The 15,137-nt window shown below is 66.2% G+C and carries 17 protein-coding genes and 1 tRNA gene; 4 read left to right on the top strand and 14 right to left on the bottom strand.

The window, feature by feature from the left end:
- A complete protein-coding gene (locus tag NKJ11_RS26620; RefSeq protein WP_352612401.1) occupies nt 1-717 on the top strand; it encodes a hypothetical protein in 717 nt (238 codons plus the stop codon).
- Here the strand turns inward: NKJ11_RS26620 and NKJ11_RS26625 are convergent.
- The 4 genes from NKJ11_RS26625 to NKJ11_RS26640 form a co-directional block, all read right to left on the bottom strand.
- Nucleotides 714-956, bottom strand: coding sequence for a hypothetical protein (locus NKJ11_RS26625; protein WP_352794679.1), 243 nt, complete (start codon nt 954-956; stop codon nt 714-716). The genes NKJ11_RS26620 and NKJ11_RS26625 overlap by 4 nt on opposite strands.
- Nucleotides 957-1,089: 133 nt before the next feature.
- The gene (locus NKJ11_RS26630; RefSeq protein WP_352723173.1) at nt 1,090-2,307 is read right to left on the bottom strand and encodes an ABC transporter permease; all 1,218 of its coding nucleotides are present in this window, start codon (nt 2,305-2,307) and stop codon (nt 1,090-1,092) included.
- A complete protein-coding gene (locus NKJ11_RS26635; protein ID WP_128304438.1) occupies nt 2,304-3,017 on the bottom strand; it encodes an ABC transporter ATP-binding protein in 714 nt (237 codons plus the stop codon). Before NKJ11_RS26635 ends, NKJ11_RS26630 begins: the two co-directional genes overlap by 4 nt.
- Nucleotides 3,018-3,021: 4 nt before the next feature.
- Entirely contained in the window at nt 3,022-4,314 is a 1,293-nt protein-coding gene (locus NKJ11_RS26640; protein WP_352794680.1) for an efflux RND transporter periplasmic adaptor subunit, read from the bottom strand.
- 101 nt (nt 4,315-4,415) lie between these two features.
- Between NKJ11_RS26640 and NKJ11_RS26645 the strand changes: the two genes are divergently transcribed.
- Together NKJ11_RS26645 and NKJ11_RS26650 are read left to right on the top strand one after the other, a co-directional pair.
- A complete protein-coding gene (locus NKJ11_RS26645; RefSeq protein WP_292141642.1) occupies nt 4,416-5,324 on the top strand; it encodes a PhzF family phenazine biosynthesis protein in 909 nt (302 codons plus the stop codon).
- Between the two features lie 106 nt (nt 5,325-5,430).
- Nucleotides 5,431-5,506, top strand: a tRNA-Lys gene (locus NKJ11_RS26650).
- A 253-nt stretch (nt 5,507-5,759) separates the two neighbouring features.
- On the opposite strand, the gene cobT is transcribed toward NKJ11_RS26650, so the two are convergent.
- From cobT to cbiE, 7 genes are read right to left on the bottom strand one after another with little or no spacing between them, the layout of a single operon-like run.
- A complete protein-coding gene (gene cobT, locus NKJ11_RS26655) occupies nt 5,760-6,770 on the bottom strand; it encodes a nicotinate-nucleotide--dimethylbenzimidazole phosphoribosyltransferase (RefSeq protein WP_352794681.1) in 1,011 nt (336 codons plus the stop codon).
- Nucleotides 6,771-6,820: 50 nt separating this feature from the next.
- Nucleotides 6,821-7,597, bottom strand: coding sequence for an adenosylcobinamide-GDP ribazoletransferase (locus tag NKJ11_RS26660; RefSeq protein WP_352794682.1), 777 nt, complete (start codon nt 7,595-7,597; stop codon nt 6,821-6,823).
- Nucleotides 7,598-7,600: 3 nt separating this feature from the next.
- Nucleotides 7,601-8,914 (bottom strand): cobyrinic acid a,c-diamide synthase CobB, encoded by a 1,314-nt coding sequence (locus NKJ11_RS26665; protein ID WP_352794683.1) that lies wholly within the window; start codon nt 8,912-8,914, stop codon nt 7,601-7,603.
- Nucleotides 8,911-9,729: a uroporphyrinogen-III C-methyltransferase gene (gene cobA / locus NKJ11_RS26670; protein WP_352794684.1), complete on the bottom strand. Its 819-nt coding sequence runs from the start codon at nt 9,727-9,729 to the stop codon at nt 8,911-8,913. Before cobA ends, NKJ11_RS26665 begins: the two co-directional genes overlap by 4 nt.
- Nucleotides 9,726-10,490 carry a precorrin-4 C(11)-methyltransferase gene (gene cobM, locus NKJ11_RS26675; protein ID WP_128304431.1) on the bottom strand — a complete coding sequence of 255 codons (765 nt, stop codon included), beginning with the start codon at nt 10,488-10,490 and terminating at the stop codon, nt 9,726-9,728. The genes cobA and cobM overlap by 4 nt, the downstream gene beginning before the upstream one ends.
- Nucleotides 10,487-11,041, bottom strand: a complete 555-nt coding sequence (locus tag NKJ11_RS33885) for a cobalamin biosynthesis protein (RefSeq protein WP_502905818.1) — start codon at nt 11,039-11,041, stop codon at nt 10,487-10,489. Before NKJ11_RS33885 ends, cobM begins: the two co-directional genes overlap by 4 nt.
- Nucleotides 11,020-12,261 carry a precorrin-6y C5,15-methyltransferase (decarboxylating) subunit CbiE gene (gene cbiE, locus NKJ11_RS26690; protein ID WP_352794685.1) on the bottom strand — a complete coding sequence of 414 codons (1,242 nt, stop codon included), beginning with the start codon at nt 12,259-12,261 and terminating at the stop codon, nt 11,020-11,022. Before cbiE ends, NKJ11_RS33885 begins: the two co-directional genes overlap by 22 nt.
- A 1-nt stretch (nt 12,262) precedes the next feature.
- On the opposite strand from cbiE, the gene NKJ11_RS26695 reads away from it, so the two are divergent.
- Complete coding sequence (locus NKJ11_RS26695) at nt 12,263-13,024, top strand: cobalt-precorrin-6A reductase (protein WP_352794686.1); 762 nt, start codon at nt 12,263-12,265, stop codon at nt 13,022-13,024.
- Here NKJ11_RS26695 and NKJ11_RS26700 read toward each other — a convergent pair.
- The 3 genes from NKJ11_RS26700 to NKJ11_RS26710 are packed head-to-tail and all read right to left on the bottom strand — an operon-like array spanning nt 12,988 to nt 15,136.
- Nucleotides 12,988-13,752, bottom strand: coding sequence for a precorrin-3B C(17)-methyltransferase (locus NKJ11_RS26700; RefSeq protein ID WP_352794687.1), 765 nt, complete (start codon nt 13,750-13,752; stop codon nt 12,988-12,990). The two genes, NKJ11_RS26695 and NKJ11_RS26700, sit on opposite strands and share 37 nt — an antisense overlap.
- Entirely contained in the window at nt 13,749-14,507 is a 759-nt protein-coding gene (locus NKJ11_RS26705) for a precorrin-2 C(20)-methyltransferase (RefSeq protein WP_352794688.1), read from the bottom strand. The genes NKJ11_RS26700 and NKJ11_RS26705 overlap by 4 nt, the downstream gene beginning before the upstream one ends.
- Nucleotides 14,504-15,136 (bottom strand): precorrin-8X methylmutase, encoded by a 633-nt coding sequence (locus NKJ11_RS26710; RefSeq protein ID WP_352723154.1) that lies wholly within the window; start codon nt 15,134-15,136, stop codon nt 14,504-14,506. The genes NKJ11_RS26705 and NKJ11_RS26710 overlap by 4 nt, the downstream gene beginning before the upstream one ends.
- Between the last annotated feature and the right edge of the window lies 1 nt (nt 15,137).

Genomic DNA, 15,137 nt, shown 5'->3' on the forward strand with positions numbered 1-15,137 from the left:
ATGAGTTTTGACCTGCCGCGCAATGTTATCCTCCCGGTCGACGACATCGACGTCTGGCTCGATCCCGGTCCGCACCCTTTCGCAAGGGACAATGCAGAGGCGATCGCCGAGAACTGGCAGCACGAAATCGCCGCCAATCCGGCGCTGTTCGACGGCATGGTGGTGCTGCTGTCGCAACTTGCCTACCGCGACAGCCGTCTCGTCGGCCGCTGCCATGCGGTCAATTACTCGACGTTCATGCTGTGGCGGAAGCGGCGCGAGAATTCGGGCGCCGAGCATGCCTATGCCCATGCCATGCTGGTGGCCGGCGACAATGCGCTGGTGGCGATCCGCATGGGGCCGCACACAGTCAATGCCGGCCGCGTCTATTTCGCTGCCGGCTCGTTCGAGCCGATCGATTTTCGCGATGGGCTGGTCGATGTCGATTTCAACATGATCCGCGAGGTGCGCGAGGAAACCGGTCTCGACCTGTCAGGTGCTGAACGCGGCAAGCGCTACCACGCCATGTCGACCAGCAGCGGCACGGTGATCTTCCGCCGCTATCACGAGACGGCGCCCGCAGACGAGATCGCCAGGCGCATCTCAGCCTTCGTCGCCACCGAGACCGAGCCGGAGATCCAGGGGCCGGTGATCATCCGCCATGCGGCCGACCTGCCGGATGGGCTCTCGCCGCACATGAAGCCGCTGATCGAGTGGCATTTCGCAAACAGGAATTAAGGGCGCGTCTTGTTCTGTGCCGCGTTGCGATCGTTGCGGGCGGCGACGAGGAACAGGATGAAGCCGATGCCGAGCAAGCCGCCCATCGCCATTCCCATGGTCTGGCCGACGACTGCCTGGAAATCCGATGTGACGCGATCGGGATTGGCCATGCCGAAGCGGGCGAGATACCACCAGATGCCTGCAAGACCTGCCTCGATGCCCACCATCGCCAGGACCAGTCGCGCCTTCTTGCTCATCCCGCTATTCCTCCACCCAAGGTCAATTGCCCTAGCATCGCGAACAGTGTGGGGACAGTGGCGGGCCGGGTGGAAACGTCGAAGACTGTGCAAAACCGGGTCGGAGCGCCGGCCGCGTTCTGGCCGGGTTGCCCTATTCGTGCCTAAGTGCGTCGATCGGATCGAGCCTGGCGCCGCGCAGCGCAGGGAAGAAGCCGAACACCATGCCGATGAGCGCGGAAAAGCCGACGGCGAGCAGGATGACCGCCGGGCTTGGCGCGAACGGGATGGTCAGCGTCACCGCGGCGAGGCCGGCCAGTGCCAGGCCGAGCAGGATGCCGATGATGCCGCCGAGCAGCGACAGCACCGTCGCCTCGACCAGGAACTGGATGAGGATGTGCTTTTCATGCGCGCCGATGGCGAGCCTGATGCCGATCTCGCGTGTGCGTTCGGTGACCGACACCAGCATGATGTTCATGATGCCGATGCCGCCGACCAGCAGGCTGACGCCGGCGACAGCGCCCAGCATGCCGGTCATGGTGGTGGTGGCGCTGGCCATGGCGTCGGCGATCTGGGTCATGTCGCGGATAGCGAAATCGCTCTCGCGGTCAGGTGTGAGGCGGCGTGCATCGCGCAAAATGTCCTCGACGCGCGGCTGCAACTCGCTGGTCGGCGTACGGTCATCGGCGGCGATGTATATGTTGTCGATGTCGCGGTTGCCGGCGATGCGGCGCTGGTAGGCGTGCAGCGGCATCAGTACGACATTGTCCTGGTCCTGGCCGAAGCCGGTATAGCCCTTGGGCTCGAGCAGGCCGATGATCTTGCAGGAGGTGCGGTTGACGCGGATGATCTCGCCCTCCGGATCGCCGGCGCCGAAGAACTGCTGGCGCACCGTTTCGCCGATCAGGCACACGCCGGTGCCCGAGCGGGTTTCGGAATCGCTGAACGGGCGGCCCGACACCAGCTTCCAGTCGCGCGCATCGAGATAGGCGCTGTCGGTGCCGGTGACGCCCGAGGTCAGGCTCTCGGTGCCGAAGATGACCCGAACCTGCTTTTGCGAGGCCGGTGAAATCGCGCGGGCGCCAGTTAGATGCGCCACCAGCGCCGTCAGATCCTTTTCGGCCAGCGGACGCACCACCTGGTCGAGCCCGCCCGGTCCGCCGGGGCCGGCCGGGCGGCCGGAGCGGACCACCAGCAGATTGCTGCCGAGCTTGGAGATGTCGGCCTTGACCTTTTGCGTGGTGCCGGAGCCGATGGTGAGCATGGCAATGACGGCGGCAACGCCGATGACGATGCCGAGCAAGGTCAGGAACGAGCGCAGCACGTTGCGGCGGATCGAGCGCAGCGAGAGGCGGACGGTTTCCCAGATCATGGCTGTGCGATCTCCAGCTTCCTGGAATCCGAAGCGACATGGCCGTCGAGGAAGCGGATGGTGCGTTCGGCATAGTCGGCGACGTCGGCCTCATGCGTGACCATGGCGATGGTCAGGCCGAGCTCGGTGTTGAGCCGGGTGAGCAGTTCCATGATCTCGTGCGTGCGGGCGGTGTCGAGATTGCCGGTCGGCTCGTCGGCGACGAGGAGTGTCGGGCGGGTGACGATGGCGCGCGCGATCGCCACGCGCTGCTGCTGGCCGCCGGACAGTTCGGCCGGCGTGTGGTGCTCGCGGCCGACAAGGCCGACCTCCGCCAGGGCCTGCATGGCAAGGTCTCGGCGCTCTCGCGCGGCAACACCGCGATAGATCAGCGGCAGTTCGACATTTTCGGCCGCCGTGGTGCGGGCCAGCAGATTGTAGCCCTGGAAGACGAAGCCGACATAAAGGTTGCGCAGCATGGCGCGGCGGTTACGGTCGAGGCGGCCGGCGTCGATGCCCATGAAGGAATAGGTTCCGGCCGTCGGCGTGTCGAGGCAGCCGATGACGTTCATCGCCGTCGACTTGCCGGAGCCGGACGGACCCATGATGGCGACGAATTCGCCACGCCGGATGGCAAGATCGACGCCGGCCAGCGCATGCACCTTGGCCTCGCCCTGGCCGTAGCTCTTCCAGACCTTGTCGAAGGTGATGAGGGTCGCGCCCGCAGCCACGGCATCAGCTCCGCTGCTGCGACGCGGTGATGATTTGAGCGCCTTCGTCCAGGCCCGAAATGATCTCGGTCAGTTCGCCGTCGGTGGAGCCGATCTTGACGTTGACCGGGTGCGGACGCCCATTCTCCAGCACGTAGAGCGTGCGCGAGCCGTCGGTGGGCACTGTGGCGGCCTGGCGCTGGCGGTTGCCGCCGGGGTGCCCCATGCGGCCGGTGAACAGGTCGCTCAGGCTCCAGCCGCGGGCGGCCTGCTGCGCCGGACGATAGCGGAAGGCGGTGGCCGGCACGGTGAGCACGCCCTTGGCCTGTTTGGTGACGACCGAAACGGTTGCGGTCATGCCGGGCCGCAGCAACAGCTCGTTGTTGTCGACCTCAAGCCGCGCATTGTAGGTGACGACGCCGTCGGTGGTGACCGAGGCATAGGAGATGTCGCGGATCTCGGCGTCGAACGGCCGCTCGGGGAAGGCATCGACGGTGAAGCGGGCATGCTGGCCGGATTTGACCGCGCCGATGTCGGCTTCGTCGACCGCCGCCACCAGTTCCATGTTCCTGAGATCGGCGGCGATGATGAACAGCACCGGCGCCTGCAGCGAGGAGGCAACCGTCTGGCCGGGATCGACCGATCGCGTCAGCACGATGCCGTCGATCGGCGCATAGATGGTGCTCTTGGCAAGGTCGGTCTGCTGCGCCTTGAGGTCGGCCTGGGCGATGGCGAGGTTGGCCTGCGCACTGTCCAGCGCTGCCTTGGAACGGTCGCGCGTGGCGGTTGCTGCTTCAAGCGACTGGTCGGTCGCCATGCCACGCCTGGTCAGTTCGGCGGCGCGCACCAGCGCCTTCTCGTTTTCGGTCAGCGTAACCGTGGCGTCCTCGACATTGGCGGCGGCGGCCTTGGCCGAAGCTTCGGCGCGCTCGATCTGGACTTCGAGTTTCACGGTGTCGAGTGTCGCCAGCACGTCACCCTTCTTGACCTGCTGGTTCTCCTCGGCCGAGACCGAGCGGATGATGCCGGACAGTTCGCTTGAAATGTCGACCTGGGTGAGCGGCTGCAGCGTGCCGGTTGCCGACACCGCGACGGTGAGATCAGCCTTGGCGGCAGGCACTGTGGTGTAGTCAATCCTGGCCGGCGAGCCGGCATACCACTGATAGGCACCAAGCCCGGCGACGAGCACGATCAGCGCCAGCAGCGCATAGAGCCAGCCGCGCCGGCGCGACTTGCGCCGCCCCCTCTGGTCGAGCCCAAGCGCCGTCTCGATGGCGGAATCCGATTCCGTCTTTGGCAGATTGACAATCTGGTCCACGCTGGACCCCTATAATGCGTAGTGTCCCTATCTGTGCACAGATCAGGCTTACTGGTTCAAATATCAAATTAAATTTCGCCCATGTTGGGATTGAGGCAGGAATGAAGACCCGGAATTACTTGCTTTACGATGTGTTTACGACCGAGCGACTGGCCGGCAATCCCTTGGCCGTCGTGCTGGACAGCAAGGGATTGGACACGGCCGCGATGCAGGCCATCGCGCGCGAATTCAACCTGTCGGAATCGGTTTTCGTGCTGCCGCCGGACAATCCCAAGCATAAAAATCGCATCCGCATCTTCACGCCCGACTATGAAATGCCGTTCGCCGGCCATCCGACGGTCGGCGCCGCGATCGCGCTGGCCGAACTGGCGGAAGAGGGCGGCGCCGGCATCTTCGTGCTGGAAGAAAACATCGGCCCGGTGCGGTGCGCCGTCAGCAAGCATGACGGCAACACCTTTGCCGAGTTCGACCTGGCGAAGCTGCCGGAACCGCTGAAGCTCGAGGCCGATCCGGAGGCGATCGGCGCCGCCCTTGGGTTGACGCCGCACGAAATCGGCTTCGAGAATCACCGCGTCGCGTTCTGGTCGGCCGGCGTACCCTACGTCACCATTCCGGTTGCCAATCTCGAGGCGGCGGGCCGGATCCGGCTGGACAACCAGGCCTGGTCGGAACTGGCGCCGCGCAAGAGCGAGTGGGCCTTCGCCAGTCCCTATGTCTACTGCCGCGAAACGGTGAACCACGAAAGCGCCTTCCATGTGCGCATGATCGTGCCCGGCACGCCTTCCTACGAGGATCCGGCGACCGGCTCGGCGGCTGCCGCCTTTGCCGGCGCCATCATGCATTTCGACGCGCCGACCGACGGCATTTCGCAGCTGTGGATCGAGCAGGGGCTGGAGATGGGCCGGCCGTCGCGCATCCGCCTCGAACTGACCGTGCAAGGCGGAAAACTGGCCTCGGCGCGCATTGGCGGCAACGCGATCAAGGTGGCGGAGGGCAAGCTGTTCATCTGATTGAACGCATGCTCGGTCGATTTGTCGGGAAATGATTCCGGCAGGGCTGGACAGGACCGATGGTGGCGGCTATATGCCCGCCAACGCCGGTTTTTGCCGGCCGAGTGGGTGCGTAGCTCAGTTGGTAGAGCAGCTGACTCTTAATCAGCGGGTCCACAGTTCAATCCTGTGCGCACCCACCAAATTTCTAGAAGAGTTGGTGGAAAGACCCTGAAAACGAGACGCGTTTGACGCGTCTCGAGCATGCGTCTGGCCGTGATTCTTCAACCGCTATCCGGATCTCGTGGCGATTCAGCCGCGTTGAAAAATGCGGCTCAGAAACCGGCCGAATCGAAAAGCAATGCTCTTTTCCCCGGTTGAGAATCGCCGATGCCGGAAGATGCTTCCTTTGTCGTAACAACGGCTTCTTTGTCGGTCGATACGGGGGTTGGATACCTACTTCTCCGAAACACCCGCTTCTGCAAAACTTGCCATGCGGGCATGGCATTCCAGCGCCGAGCGGACGATGTTGACGGCGAGGCACGCGCCGGAGCCTTCGCCGAGCCGCATGCCGAGATCGAGCAGCGGCGGCAGGCCGAGGGCTTCGAGCAGGCCACAGTGGCCGGATTCTGCCGAAACGTGCGCGGCAATTGTGTGGGCGAGCCCGGTCGGATGCAGCCTGGCCAGCGGAGCTACGGCGGCGGTGCAGACGAAGCCGTCGAGCAGCACGGGTATGCCGAGATGCCGGGCGGCCAGCGTCGCGCCGAAGATGGCGGCGAGTTCGCGGCCACCGAGCGCGGCAGCGATCCCTAGCGGATCGGCGAAGGCGGCAGCGTGGCGCTTCAGGCCGGCTTCGATGGCGACGACCTTGCGTTTCAGACCGGCGTCGTCGACACCGGTGCCGCGCCCGGTCCATTTTTCCGCGCCACCGCCGAACAGGGCGGCTGAAATGGCGGCCGCCGGCGTGGTGTTGCCGATGCCCATCTCGCCGAAGCAGATCAGATCGAGGTCTTTCGTCACCGCGTCGTAGCCGGCCGAAACTGCCGTCAGAAAGGCCTCCTCATCCATCGCTGGCCCTTGCGTGAAGTCGCCGGTCGGATGGTCGAGACCGAGCGGGATGACGTCGAGTTCGGCGCCGGCCATGCGGGCAAGCTGGTTAATGGCGGCACCGCCGCCGGCGAAGTTCGCCACCATCTGCACGGTGACTTCCGAGGGATAGGCCGACACGCCTTGCGCGGTGACGCCGTGGTTGCCGGCGAAGACGAAGACTTTTACGCGGTCGAGTTTCGGCATGTCGCGGCCCTGCCAGCGCGCCAGCCAGGCGGCGATCGTCTCCAGCCGGCCAAGGCTGCCTTGCGGCTTGGTCAGCGTGTCCTGGCGGCGGGCGACCGCATTGGCCGCGGCATCGCTGCCGGCCGGCAGGTCGAGGCAGGCGGCGCGCAATTCACTAAGCGATTTGAAGGGCATGAGGGCAAAGTCTCCGAAAAGGAATCAGGCCAAGGGATCAGGCCAAGGGATCAGGAAAGCGCTACCGAAGCGACGAGCAGCACCGCGATCTCGCTTGCCTGCTGCAAGGCTCCGATCGTGTCGCCGGTCTGGCCATCGATCTGGTTGAGGCAAAGGGCGCGGAAAGCGGCAAACAGCAGGCCAAGCAGGATCAGCGCGAAGACGGCGCCGCCCAATCCGAGCAGGAGCAGCGGGATCGCGCCGAGCACGGCGCCTGCCATGGCGGCCTCCTGCGAGACGGTGCCGGCATCGGCCGAGAGGCCGTCGACGCGCGCTGGAGGCAGCAGATGCATGAAAGCGCCGATCACGCCGCGCGAGGCCGCGTGTGCGGCTATGAGGGCGAAGAGGGCCTGAGTGGGATCGACGAACTCCGACAGTGCGCTCCAGCGGATCAGCAGCGACAGGCCCAGCGCCGCCGCACCATAGGCGCCGATGCGGCTGTCGCGCATGATCTCGAGTTTTTTGCCGCGTGATTTGCCGCCGCCAAAACCGTCGGCGACGTCGGACAGCCCGTCCTCATGCAGGCAGCCGGTGGTGAGCACGGTTGCCACAAGCGCAAGTGCGGCCGCAGGCCCCATGGCCAGGCCAAACCGTTCCGCCGTGGCGAAGACGATGGCGCCGATCAGGCCGACGACAAGTCCGGCAATGGGGGCTGCCCAGATCGCGGCGGCAAGGCTGCGGCCGCGAAAATCGAAGACGGGCAGCGGCAGACGGGTGAAGAAGACAAGGCAAAGCGCGATGTCGTCGACGACCTGCCGCGGTGAAAGGGCCAGATTCCTGAACTTCATGCTCTAGCCCCTCGCAATGGCGTGGAAGAAGGTGCCGCTGACATGGCCGCGCCGGTAGCCCGAGGCGCCGATCGGGTTGCCCTGCCCGTCGGCGAGGTCGGCCAGCGGCTCGTCATTGCCGGTAGAAGTCATCTGCGCATAGTGGAATTCGTGGCCGCGGATCAGCGCGCCAGCTGAGCCCAGCGGGCAATCGGCGCGCAACCGCGCCTCGCGGTAGCCGAGGTTCATCTTGCGCCTGGCGAAGCTGGTGGAATGGCCGAGCAGGCCGAGCATCGCATGCGTTTCGCCCGACGCATCCTCCAGCGCTTCGCCCAACACCATGAAGCCACCGCACTCGCCGTGGATGGGCTTTGTTGCTGCAAAACGCGCCATCCCGGCGCGGAAATTCGCGGCGGCGGCGAGCTTGCCGGCGTGTAGCTCGGGATAGCCGCCGGGCAGCCAGCAGACATCGCAAGCCTCGTCGGGCGCTTCATCGGCAAGCGGCGAGAACGGGACGATTTCCGCACCCGCCTTGCGCCAGTAGGCGGCGACATGTGGATAGAGGAAGGTGAAGGCGGCATCCTCGGCCAGTGCGATGCGCTGGCCGGGCGGCGCCAGCGCGTCGTCGAAGCCGCCATGTGCCGGGGTGAGGGGTGTCGCCAGGGCCATGATCGCATCGAGGTCGAGCGACTTTTCCGCCATGTCGGCCAGCCGGTCGAGATGCGTCATCAGGTCGTCATACTCGCCGGCCTGGACGAGGCCGAGGTGGCGCTCGGGCAAATTGAGCGTGGGATCGCGCAGGATGGCGCCGACGACCGGCAGGCCGATCGCCTCGATGGCCTCGCTGCACAGCTTGCGGTGCCGCTCGCTGCCCAGCCGGTTGAGCACGACGCCCGCCATGCGCACGTCCGGATCATAGGTGGCAAAACCCTTGGCGACGGCGGCCGCGGTGGTCGACTGGCCGGAGACGTCGAGCACCAGCAGCACCGGCAGGCCGTAGAGCCGCGCCAGGTCGGCGGCCGAGCCGGTGCGCCCCGGCGAGGCCGGAATGCCATCGAACAGGCCCATGGCGCTTTCGAGGATGACGAAATCGGTGTCATCGGCGGCTTGAGCAGCGAGTGCGTTGAGCAGCGATGGCGGCATCGCCCAGCTGTCCAGGTTGACGCCGGACAGTCCCGTGGCGGCGGCGTGGAAGCCGGGGTCGATATAGTCGGGGCCGGATTTGGCGCCGCGCACTTTCAACCCGCGCCGTGTGAGCGCGCGTAAAATGCCGATGGTGACGCTGGTCTTGCCGGAGCCGGAGCGCGGCGCGCCGATGATGATCGCGCGGGCGGTCACAAAGCACCTACCAGTGCCGCGCGCATGGCGACGATGCCGCCGACGACGATCAGCGCCGGCGAGGCAAGGCCGGCGGCCGCGGCTTCCTCGGCAATGGTGGCGAGCGTGGCGACGACGGTTCGTTCCTGCGGCGTCGTCGCGGCGACGATCACTGCCGCCGGTGTCGACGGCGCCAGTCCGCCATCCAGCAGTGCCGCTGATATCAGCGGCAGATTGGCCATGCCCATATAGACGACGACAGGCTGGCCGGTGCGGGCGATTGCCGCCCAGTCGAGATCGTCATCGGTGCCGGCGGCGTGGCCGGTGGCCAGGATCACCGCCTTGTTGATGCCGCGCATGGTGGCGGGAATGCCGGTCGCGGCCAGCGCGCTGAGGCCCGAGGTCAGGCCGGGCAGGACGCGGAACGGGATGTTTTCGCGCGCCAGCGCCAGCGCTTCTTCGCCGCCACGGCCGAAAATATAGGGATCGCCGCCCTTCAGCCTGACGACGCGGCGGCCGTCGCGCGCCAGCCGGACCAAAAGGGCGGTGATGTCGTCCTGTTTCATCGACGGTTTGCCGCCGCGCTTGCCGGCAAAGAACAGCTCTGCGCTTTCGGCAACGGCGACGACATCGGGAGAGACCAGCGCGTCGTAGACCAAGGCGTCCGCCTCGGCCAACGCAGCCAGCACTTCCAGGGTCAGGCAGCCAGGATCGCCGGGACCCGCGCCGGCCAGCCAGACATGGCCCGGTTCCAGCCGTCGCGGCTTGAAATTCAGCCGGGACAAGGCTTTTTCGAGCGTGGCGTTTTCGCCGGTTTTTTTGGTGCTGCCGCTCACAATCCGTCCCGTCCGCGAAAACGCCGCTGATAGTGGGCGTCGTACAATGAACTCTCGCCAAAACCTTCCGCCGCCAGCGAGCGGCCGACAAAGATGATCGCCGTGCGCTCCATCGGATCGGCGGCCAGCAACGCTTCGATGGTCGCCAGCGTGCCGGTCAGCACGCGTTCGTCCGGCCAGGAGGCGCGGAAGACGATCGCCACCGGGCAATCGCCGCCATAGTGTGGGGTCAACTCGGCGACGACGCGATCGATGGCGTGGATGGCAAGATGAATAGCGAGCGTGGCGCCGGTGCGGCCGAAGCCGGCGAGCGTTTCGCCGGGCGGCATTTTCGATGCGCGCCCGGAAATGCGGGTCAGCACCAGGCTTTGCGCGATCTCGGGAATGGTCAGTTCGCGGCGCAATGCGGCGGCAGCAGCGGCGAAGGAGGGGACGCCGGGCGTCAGCGTGTAGGGAATGCCATGCCTTTCCAACCGGCGGATCTGCTCGGCCACGGCGCTCCATACAGACAGGTCGCCGGAATGCAGGCGGGCGACATCGTGGCCAACCTTGTGCGCCGCGACATACTCGGCCTCGATCTCGTCGAGCGACATAGGTGCGGTGTCGATCAGTCTTGTTCCCGGCGCGCAGTGCTGCAACAATTCGGGCGCTACGATCGAGCCGGCATGGAGGCAGACCGGGCAGCTTGCCAGCAGCCTCGCGCCGCGTAACGTGATGAGGTCGGCGGCACCCGGGCCGGCGCCGATGAAATGGACGGTCATGGCGCATCTCCGCTGATGGCGATGGCGCAAGTGACCGGGCCGAGCACCGTACGGGCGCCCAGCAGTTTTGCCCCGGCGCCGGCAACGGCGAGGGCTGACGCCTCGGAAACCGATGGCGTGCCGGCGAGTTCTTGCGAGAGGTTGCGCGAGGCAGCCCCCTCATCCGGCCCTTCGGGCCACCTTCTCCCCGCCGGGGAGAAGAGACTGGCGCCGGCGCCGGTAGTCTCCTCTCCGCTCGGGGGTCCGAAGGACGGGCGAGACACGTGGCTCGCCCCGGAATGGTCAGCCGAGGGAAGCGGAGGCTGGGTGAGGGGGAGCGACGGTTCGGACCCAGCGACATCCACCACTATCACCGGGATGTTGAGTTCACGGCCGGCAGCGAAAATAGCCCCTTCGTTGCGTTTGAACTCGGTCGTTGCCAGCGCAGACAGCGCCGTCATTGCCAGTCCACGCGCTTCGAGGGCGGTTTCGATCGCCGCAAGCACGTCCTCGACGCTCACGCCCTTTCGGCAGCCTATGCCCGCGACCATCATGGCTTCACCCAGCTCCATTGGGTCACCGGCATGGCCGGCCGCCACGCCTGCATCGCGCCGACGGGCGAAGCGCGGGATATGGCTATCCGGGTAAGGTCACCGCCGAGCGAGACATGGCGGGCAAGAAGCAAGGTTTCCATCTCCAGCGTCACCGCATTGGCGACGAGGCGGCCGCCGGGACGCAGGGCCTTGATGGCAGCGTTCAAGACGCCGGCATCGCTGCCGCCGCCGCCAATGAAGATCGCGTCCGGCGTGTCCAGCCTGGCAAGTGCCTTGGGGGCGCTGCCTTCGACCACGACAAGGCCGGGAACGCCGCATGCGGCGGCGTTGCGGCCAGTGCGGGCGGCGCGGATCGGATCGGCCTCGATGGCTATGGTGCGCATCGAAGGATGGGCCAGCATCCATTCGATGCCGATAGAACCGGAGCCGGCGCCGATGTCCCACAGCAATTCGCCGCGCTTGGGCGCCAGCGCTGACAGGGTGATCGCACGGATTTCGCGTTTGGTGATCTGGCCGTCGTGATCGAACAGATGGTCGGCAAGACCTGATGTGAGAGGCAGGACGCGCGCATCCGGACCGGATTCAACTTCGATCGCCAGCACGTTGAGCGGATTGATGTTTTCGAGATCGAAAGCATCGGCGCGGGCGGTGCGCCGGTTTTCGCTTGGCCCGCCTAGTGCCTCCAGGATTGTCAGCCGCGAGGCGCCGAAGTCGAGTTCGGTGAGCAGGCGCGCTATTGCCGCCGGCGCATCGCTATCCGACGTCAGTGCCAAAATGCGCGCGCCTGGCTGCAGCAGCGGCCGGATCAAGTCGAGCGGCCGGCCGTGCAGCGAGACGGTCTCGATGTCCTGCAGCGCCCAACCAAGGCGCGCGGCCGCCAGCGAAACGGCCGACGGTGCGGGGATGACATGCATCTCCTGTGGCTTGACCTTGCGCGCGAGGGTGGCGCCGACGCCGTGGAAGAACGGATCGCCGGAAGCGAGCACGCAGACGCGCCTACCCGCAAGCGCCAGCACGTCAGCCATCTCGGCATCGAACGGAACCGGCCACGGGTGCGGCTCGCCCTTGGCGCAGGAAGCGACCAGCGCCAGGTGCCGCTTGCCGCCGAAGATGATCTCCGCCTGGGCAATCCGTTGCTTGGCCTCGTCGCCGAGACCCGCTAAACCGTCCTCGCCGATGCCGACGATTGTGAGCCATTTTGGGGTGAGCTTGGCACCGCGCGGACCTTCAGCAGGCATGATGACCCACCGTATTCTGATCCTCGGCGGCACCACCGAAGCCCGGCAACTGGCCGGAAAACTGGCGGCGCGCGCCTCGGTCACGCTGTCGCTGGCTGGCCGCACTGAAAGCCCGGTCGCGCAAGGCGTGCCGGTGCGAAGCGGAGGCTTTGGCGGTGCCGATGGGCTGGCCGACTATCTGCGGAAAGAGCCTATCGACCTGCTGATCGACGCGACGCACCCGTATGCGGCGCAGATCTCCGCCAATGCGGCGCAAGCCGCGCGCGCGGCCGGTGTGCCGATCCTTGCGCTGCGACGCCCCGGCTGGGAGCCTGTCGAAGGCGACCGCTGGACTGAGGTCAATACATCCGGCGATGCCGCGCGAGCACTTGGACTGGCGCCGCGCCGTGTTTTCCTGGCGCTGGGCCGGCAAGAGGTCGCCGCTTTCGAAGCTGCGCCCCAGCATCATTATCTCGTCCGCAGCGTCGACGCGATCGAGCCCAAGCTTGCCGTGCCGGATGCGAGCTATCTTCTGGCCCGTGGCCCGTTTCGTGAGGCGGAGGAACGCGCGCTGCTCGAAAAGCAACGCATCGATGTCGTCGTGTCCAAGAACAGCGGCGGCGAAGCGACTTATGGCAAGATCGCCGCGGCGCGGGCGCTTGATCTCGAGGTGGTCATGATCCAACGGCCAACCTTGCCGGATGTTCCCGCGGCTGAAAGCGTTGAAGCGCTGACCGTGATGGTCGATCATTTTGTCCGCCCCGTGGACGAGCGCGGCGTGTAAACCAGCGCCGGCTTCTCAGCGCGCTTGATGATGCGGGTTTCCGGCGAGCCGATGATGATGCAGGTCGCCATGTCCGCCTTTTCAGCCTCGACATCGGCCAGCAGGTAGACCTCGATGCGCTCGTCCGGGCGGCCGGCGGCGCGGCCGAAAATCACCGGCGTGGTGCCCGGCAGGATGGCAGTGAGGCACTCGAAGGCGCGGCCGAGCTGCCAGGGGCGTGCCTTGCTGATCGGGTTGTAGAGCGCGATGACGAAGCCGGCGCCGGCCGCCGCCAGCAGACGCAATTCGATCAGCTCCCACGGCTTGAGATTGTCGGACAGCGAGATGGCGCAGAAATCATGGCCAAGCGGCGCGCCGATGCGGGCGGCGACCGCCAGCATGGCGGTGATGCCGGGCACCACAGCGACATCGACCGCGCGCCATTCGGCCGGTCCGGCCTCCATCGCCTCGCAGACGGCCGCCGCCATCGCGAACACGCCGGGATCGCCACCGGAAACCACCGCGACGTCGTGGCCCTCGGCGGCTTTGACCAGTGCGTCCTTGGAGCGGGCAAGTTCCTCGCGATTGTCGGAAGCGACGCGGGTCTGATCCGGGCGCAATTCCAGCCGGTCGAGATAGGGTTTGTAGCCGTAAAAGAATTTGGCCTCGGCGACGGCGCGGCTGGCTTCCGGCGTGACCTGATCGGTATTGCCGGGGCCAAGCCCGATGACGGTGAGACGGCCGCTCATGCTTGCGCTCCCAAAGCGCCGGGGCGGCCGGACCAGCCGGCGACCAGCACGATGGCGAAATAGGGGGCCTTGTCGTCCGGCTTGTCGGCAAGCTTCATCGACACGCTGCCGGCCATGGTGCCGCGCTCGACATAGACGGCGCGCGACAGCTTGGCCGTAGCCTCCAGCGCACGCCTGATCTTGGGCAGGTTGCGGCCGACCTTCATGATGACGGCGGCATCGGTGTCAGCCAGCCGGCGCGTCAGCTCGAACTCGCTCATCGTGCCGGGCAGCACCGTCAGCACATCGTCGCCCTGGACGATCGGAACACCAGTCTGCGACCAGCAGCCGGACATGGCGGTGATTCCGGGAATGACTTCGGTCGGGAAGCGATGAGCGAGCCGCACATGCAGATGCATGTAGGAGCCGTAGAACAGTGGGTCGCCCTCGGACAGCACGGCAACCATTTTGCCTGCCTCAAGATGTTCGGCGACCTTCTCGGCCGACTCCTCGTAGAAAGCCGTGATCTGCGAACGGTAGTCGTCGTGATCCTTGTCGATTTCGGTGGTGACGGGATAGAGCAGCGGCAGTTCCAGCATATCCGGCCGGAAGCGTGTTTCGACGATGGCACGCGCGTTGCTGTTGTTGCCGCGCTTGGCGAAATAGGCCACGACATCGGCTTCCGCCAAGACGCGCGCGGCTTTTAGCGTCAGCAGTTCGGGGTCGCCGGGACCGGTGCCGACGCCGATGAGACGGCCTTTGAGAAAGGCGTTCACAGGCCCGGCCTCGCCAATGAATTGAGCGCGGCGGCGGTCATGGCGCTGCCACCGAGCCGGCCGCGCACGATGGCGTAGGGAACGCCATAGGAATTCTCGGCCAAAGCATCCTTGGATTCGGCCGCGCCGACGAAGCCGACCGGCATGCCGATGATGGCCGCTGGCTTCGGCGCGCCGTCGCGCAGTTTTTCCAGGAGATAGAAGAGCGCGGTCGGCGCATTGCCGATGGCGACCAGCGAGCCGGCCATGCGCTCGCCCCACAGGTCGATCGCGGCGGCCGAACGGGTGTTGCCGATCTCCCTGGCGATGTCGTGCGTGCGCGGGTCGCGCAAGGTGCAGATCACCTCGTTGCCGGCCGGCAGCCTGGCGCGGGTGACGCCATGCGAGACCATTTCCGCGTCGCAGAAAATTGGCGCGCCAGCCGCCAAAGCGGTGCGCGCGGCGGCAACGAAATCGGTGGAGAAGACGAAATGACTTGAAGCTTCGACCTGGCCGCAGGCATGGATCATGCGGATGGCGACATCGGCCTCGGCCTCGGAGAAGCGCGACAGATCGGCCTCGGCGCGGATAATGGCGAAGGAGCGCTCGTAGATCGCCGTGCCGTCATGGATATAGTCGTAGGCGGCCATG

It is taken from the genome of Mesorhizobium sp. M0243, from assembly GCF_040321775.1.
GTDB lineage: Bacteria > Pseudomonadota > Alphaproteobacteria > Rhizobiales > Rhizobiaceae > Mesorhizobium.

What these genes read in the sequence shown, in the direction of transcription:
- NKJ11_RS26710 (WP_352723154.1), bottom strand. Translation starts at nt 15,136, where the DNA reads ATGGCCGCCTACGACTATATCCATGACGGCACGGCGATCTACGAGCGC.
- cobT (WP_352794681.1), bottom strand. Translation starts at nt 6,770, where the DNA reads ATGCCCTTCAAATCGCTTAGTGAATTGCGCGCCGCCTGCCTCGACCTG.
- NKJ11_RS26660 (WP_352794682.1), bottom strand. Translation starts at nt 7,597, where the DNA reads ATGAAGTTCAGGAATCTGGCCCTTTCACCGCGGCAGGTCGTCGACGAC.
- cobM (WP_128304431.1), bottom strand. Translation starts at nt 10,490, where the DNA reads ATGACCGTCCATTTCATCGGCGCCGGCCCGGGTGCCGCCGACCTCATC.
- NKJ11_RS26630 (WP_352723173.1), bottom strand. Translation starts at nt 2,307, where the DNA reads ATGATCTGGGAAACCGTCCGCCTCTCGCTGCGCTCGATCCGCCGCAAC.
- NKJ11_RS26700 (WP_352794687.1), bottom strand. Translation starts at nt 13,752, where the DNA reads ATGAGCGGCCGTCTCACCGTCATCGGGCTTGGCCCCGGCAATACCGAT.
- NKJ11_RS26625 (WP_352794679.1), bottom strand. Translation starts at nt 956, where the DNA reads ATGAGCAAGAAGGCGCGACTGGTCCTGGCGATGGTGGGCATCGAGGCA.
- NKJ11_RS26695 (WP_352794686.1), top strand. Translation starts at nt 12,263, where the DNA reads ATGACCCACCGTATTCTGATCCTCGGCGGCACCACCGAAGCCCGGCAA.
- NKJ11_RS33885 (WP_502905818.1), bottom strand. Translation starts at nt 11,041, where the DNA reads ATGGAGCTGGGTGAAGCCATGATGGTCGCGGGCATAGGCTGCCGAAAG.
- NKJ11_RS26620 (WP_352612401.1), top strand. Translation starts at nt 1, where the DNA reads ATGAGTTTTGACCTGCCGCGCAATGTTATCCTCCCGGTCGACGACATC.
- NKJ11_RS26645 (WP_292141642.1), top strand. Translation starts at nt 4,416, where the DNA reads ATGAAGACCCGGAATTACTTGCTTTACGATGTGTTTACGACCGAGCGA.
- cbiE (WP_352794685.1), bottom strand. Translation starts at nt 12,261, where the DNA reads ATGCCTGCTGAAGGTCCGCGCGGTGCCAAGCTCACCCCAAAATGGCTC.